Annotated in this window: 4 protein-coding genes; all 4 read right to left on the bottom strand. The window is 31.6% G+C overall.

Annotated features, from left to right (window positions below):
- Positions 1 to 36: 36 nt before the first annotated feature.
- Complete coding sequence (locus LB100_RS05790) at positions 37 to 2,286, bottom strand: hypothetical protein (RefSeq protein ID WP_456201695.1); 2,250 nt, start codon at positions 2,284 to 2,286, stop codon at positions 37 to 39.
- 101 nt (positions 2,287 to 2,387) lie between these two features.
- Positions 2,388 to 2,921 (bottom strand): HK97 family phage prohead protease, encoded by a 534-nt coding sequence (locus tag LB100_RS05785; protein ID WP_007302694.1) that lies wholly within the window; start codon positions 2,919 to 2,921, stop codon positions 2,388 to 2,390.
- Positions 2,922 to 3,259: 338 nt separating this feature from the next.
- Complete coding sequence (locus LB100_RS05780) at positions 3,260 to 3,388, bottom strand: hypothetical protein (protein WP_006013643.1); 129 nt, start codon at positions 3,386 to 3,388, stop codon at positions 3,260 to 3,262.
- A gap of 264 nt (positions 3,389 to 3,652) precedes the next feature.
- A partial coding sequence (locus tag LB100_RS05775; protein ID WP_456201694.1) for a hypothetical protein occupies positions 3,653 to 4,501 on the bottom strand: 849 nt, incomplete at its 5' end.

The following is a 4,501-nucleotide window of genomic DNA, read 5'->3' as shown; positions in this document are numbered from 1 at the left end:
AACTTATTACTTTTTTTTCGGTTTGACACAGTTTATTTAACACTCCCTTACTCTCTGAATGTTTGATGTAGTAGTGTGACTCATGGAAGAATTAGGTGTTAATTTGTATTCTTTTTTAGCTTTATCTGTTAATTGGTATTCATTGTTTTCTTCTGAAGTTTGAACGCACATTTTCTGATCTGGGCATAAAAATTTATCTCGTATGCTTGATGCTAGTTGTTGAATCTTATCTGAAAAACATTTCATTTCAGCTTCCGTTAACTTCTGCACAACAAATTTTTTGACTGAATCATTATTGGTATTATTTTTTTGAGCTAAAAAGTCTGTGAAAGAATGTATTACTGCTTTACTATCTTCTTCATTTAAATATAACCCTTTTGCACACTCTTCAACAAAAAATACCTGTTCGATAGAATGTTTTTTACCAACTTCTGTAACAACTTTGTTAACTTGAGTTTCTATGATCGCTCTTCCAGATTTAATCAAATTCTCTTCCAACAGTGCAAGTAACTTATCACTTTCAAATTTACCATCACCTTGATTTGATAGAGACTTTATAGTTTCCTCAAGCACGTTATGGCAAAAGTGTTCTCCTTTAAATTCAGGAAAACTTTTTTTCAATTTTTCATTTTGATCAGATAAAAATTTATCGAGATTCTTATTCCCACGAAGCTTAGAGAAACCATTTGAAAATTTTGACTTAATAGAACCAGAAGTAGAGAAAATACTCTTTGTATCTGCTTTAGTTTTTTTATTAATATCTTCTGGCTTTTTACTAGAGTCTTTTTGCTTGTTTTGTAACTTTTGTTGTCTACCTTCAGCTATTGAACTTTCAATCTGTTGATTTTTTAATGTCAAATTTTCATTAAGTGTTTTTGTACTATCCATAATAGATAATACTGCAACACTTTTCGCTTTTTCTTGTTCTGCACTCAGATGTTCAACTTGTTTTTGTAACTTTTTATTTTCCCCTTGTGAAAACTCTAATTTTTTCTCTAAATCGGCCTTTTGTTTCTTTATTTCAACGTTACTTTCTTCTAATTTCTGTGATTTTTTCTGCAATTTGTCAACTTCACTTTCTAATTCTTTTTTCTCTTTTTCAATGGCATTTAGATTAGTCTTTTCTTTCTCTAATTGTTGTTTAAGACCCTCTAATTCATCATCTTTTTTCTCAACTTGTTCTTTCAATTCGTTAACTTCATCTTCTAATTCTTTTTTCTTTTTTTCAGCGGCGCTTAGTTTATTACTTGAATCACTTTTGTCTTTCTCTAAGCATTTTTTAAGATCCTCTAATTCAGTATTTTTTTTCTTAGCTTGTTTTAATTCTGCTTGTTTCTCCTTAAGTTGATTTTCTAATTGCTTTATTTTAGTATCAGACTCGTTGTTTAACTTACTAAATTTACTCTCAAGTTCTGTGTTTTGCGCTCTTAGGCTTTCATTATCGTTCTTAACAGTTTCATTTATGTCTTTATTTTCATCAGTAAGTGAAGTAATTAATGTGTCTTGTTCTTTTATTCTTTTCTCTAGATCAGATATAACTTGCTGTTGTGCATTATTTTTATTCTCCATTTCCTTTTTCTCTTGTTCTAATATTTTTTTTAATTCCGTTAAACTACCTATTTTCCCATCTTTTTCTTCTACCCTTACTGAGAGCATTTCTATTTTATTTGCAAATTCTTTGCTGCACTCAGTTAATTCTTTCTGCAAACGTAATATCTCTTCAGACTTTTTCTTCAACTGTACTAAAAATTCTTCTCCTCTTTTTCGTGCAACTTTTGCTAATTCTTTATAACTCTCTTTAAGTTTTTTAATTAAGGAGTTTAATTGTTCTTTTTCCTCTTTTAAAAAATCACTCTCTAATTGTAAATTTTCAATATACTCTGCTTGATTATTACAGAGCTCAATGAACACCTCTAGTGCCTGACTTACACCTTCCAGTTGCTCCTTTAATTTTTCATTCTTATCCTCTGTTTCAACAAATTCATTCTGAATTTCTGTATCTTTAAATATAGTTTTACCTTCACTAATTATTTTACTTTGGACCTCTTGTGCTACAACTTCAGAAATTTGAACACTTTGATCTACTACTTCGGGAGCATCAGTTTGAACTCCATTATTCACAATAACTTTATTGTGGTGTAGGATATTCTTTGCCCATTGATTCCATCTCCCTGGCAATATTCGTCCGATTGTTTTTAGATATAGCCAAGCAAGCACAGTGGATAAGCTGTATTTTTTTTCCTTTTGTTTAGGTTCGTAATTAACCTTATTGTTAGCATTTAGCATAAAATTACCTAATTTTTAAAGTATTGAAGTTATATATATTAATATAATTATTAAATAAATAATAATATAAATGTTAAATTATGTGAAAATTTTTATAGATTTTAAGTAGAAATACACATGTTCGTAAGCACAGAATTTGCTTTTTCTATTGCTCTTGCTAACATTTCTTGTTCATTGTGCTGATTTTTCACGTTGATTACCTGAGCTGCCAAATTTGCAGGGAAAGTGACCAAACTAACTTCCCATAGCTCCACTTGTTTTAACACTCGAGCTCCGCTTTCATGATCAACATCATACTCTATTGGTATATAGCCAATCGAAAGCCCGTTAATAGTTCCAGTTTTGAGCATTAAATATGCTTCCTCTGCTTTTTGAATACCAAAAAGCAAATGTGCAGTTATATATAGGCCAATATCATTTTCGCAAATATCTGTAATATTACCTATAGGCTCACTTGGGTTGTGCTGCCAAAGAAGTTTTATCTGACTTTTATTTAAGTTGTTCTTAAATGCTCCGGGTAATATCAGATCATTTTGCTTATCAACTATATTAAAAACGCTCGCATAGCCAGAAAATACTCCGTTTTCTTCTATGCTTTTTATTGACAATGGTGAATAGAGAAATTTCTTATTCATAAGTCCTCCTTGTAAATTATGGTATTGGGTTTGCCAGCGCTCTGAGCCAGCTTAAAATGTTGTATAGATTGTTTTCCTATATCTCAGGATGAGTATAAGGCACTGCAATATAATTCTATTGTATGCAGTGCTTTGAAAATGGGGAAGTACTTTTTTAGTTATAAAATTTGTCATTTTATATATATAAGGGTAGGGGTTGTTCAACAGCAGCGTTTTCTAGATTTTTAGAAACAGCTTCGTTTGTAGAATTTTTCCTAGAAGGAAGCCAAATCCCAAAGAAACAGCGGCTATAAAACTATTCATTAATGACTCTGTCCATCTCGTATTCTTGATAGATTTTAGAATATATCATTATTGGCTTCATTCGGGTTTAAATTTCTTTCCAACTCTTCTGATGTTTTTTCCCCAGCATCTTGGGATTTTGTTGATGAACTTTTCTGTAAGTTTTCTAATTCTTGTGCGTCCATCAACACCTCACTATTAAAGCTTAAGTACAAATCATACAGCACTATAATTGTTTAGTCAAGGTAAATATTAGTATATTAAGTAAATATTTACTATATTAATATGATTGATTAAATTCACAGCTAATTGTTTGGGGGAATAAAAAGATTGTGTTTTGTAGGTGATTTGCGTAGCGGAAGGTGTTACCCCAGTTTTACAACACCCGGGGTAACGATAAAGAAGGAAGTAGAGAAAGTTATATGTAATAGTTTAAAACTATTACAAGTTTATATGCTCTGTCCTTGAATATTTTGTTGTTCAGTGGCAACATTTTCCAAATTTGTAGAGATAGGAGCAAACATTCTTCTCGCTAAAGCCGTTGACAATGCAGCGCCAGCTCCAGCTCCAATTGTAGCTGCAGTTGTAGTCATAAGACCAGACCTTAATGATTCTCCAAATACCATATTTGTTTCAGCTGTGCTTCTAACTATTCTGCTAATTAACATTATTGTGCCTACTCCTAAAGCTGCTGATAACCCAGCCGCTGATTCACTTATTGAGTCTACTACTCTTTGTCTTATTTCTCTTGATGTAGTATTGCTTACGTATGTCAGTGGTGCTAATAATATAATGGCTGGTATGGATAGCAATCCTCCAAGTGTACAACCAATAATTTCACCTACTTCTGATTCTCCAAGACGAGTGCTTGAGATTATCAATTTGGATATTCCAAGTGTTCTCAAAAATATACTTTCTCTTGATTCTTCTATTAATCTTCTACGTTGTGTTTCTTCCATAGATGCTATAAATTCTGCCCTAGACTGCATAATTTGTTCAAACATCGTCCTAATTTGTAATATATGTGCTATGTATTCATCATCGATTTCCTGTTGCGTTATTGAACTTCTTCGTCCTAACTCTTGTGAGGTTTTCCCTCCGATACTTTTGACAGCATCTTCTAAGTCTAACAATGATCTGTTGTTTAACCTTACGTTACCTTGACTATCACAAAGGACAATGCAGTCTAAAATTGTCATTCTCCGATTACTTATTTCTATACAATCATTAATATGATCTTTTAATTCATCAATAATCTTTAATGCTCGATCTTTCATATCTTTTTCCTCTTCTGCACT

The sequence above is a fragment of the Wolbachia endosymbiont of Protocalliphora sialia genome (genome assembly GCF_053891855.1).
The sequence above is the reverse complement of the archived record's forward strand: the minus strand, read 5'-3'. Positions and strand labels throughout refer to the sequence as shown.

Excerpts from the sequence above, each read along its gene's own strand:
- LB100_RS05780 (WP_006013643.1), bottom strand. The coding sequence starts at position 3,388 with ATGGACGCACAAGAATTAGAAAACTTACAGAAAAGTTCATCAACAAAA.
- LB100_RS05785 (WP_007302694.1), bottom strand. The coding sequence starts at position 2,921 with ATGAATAAGAAATTTCTCTATTCACCATTGTCAATAAAAAGCATAGAA.
- LB100_RS05790 (WP_456201695.1), bottom strand. The coding sequence starts at position 2,286 with ATGCTAAATGCTAACAATAAGGTTAATTACGAACCTAAACAAAAGGAA.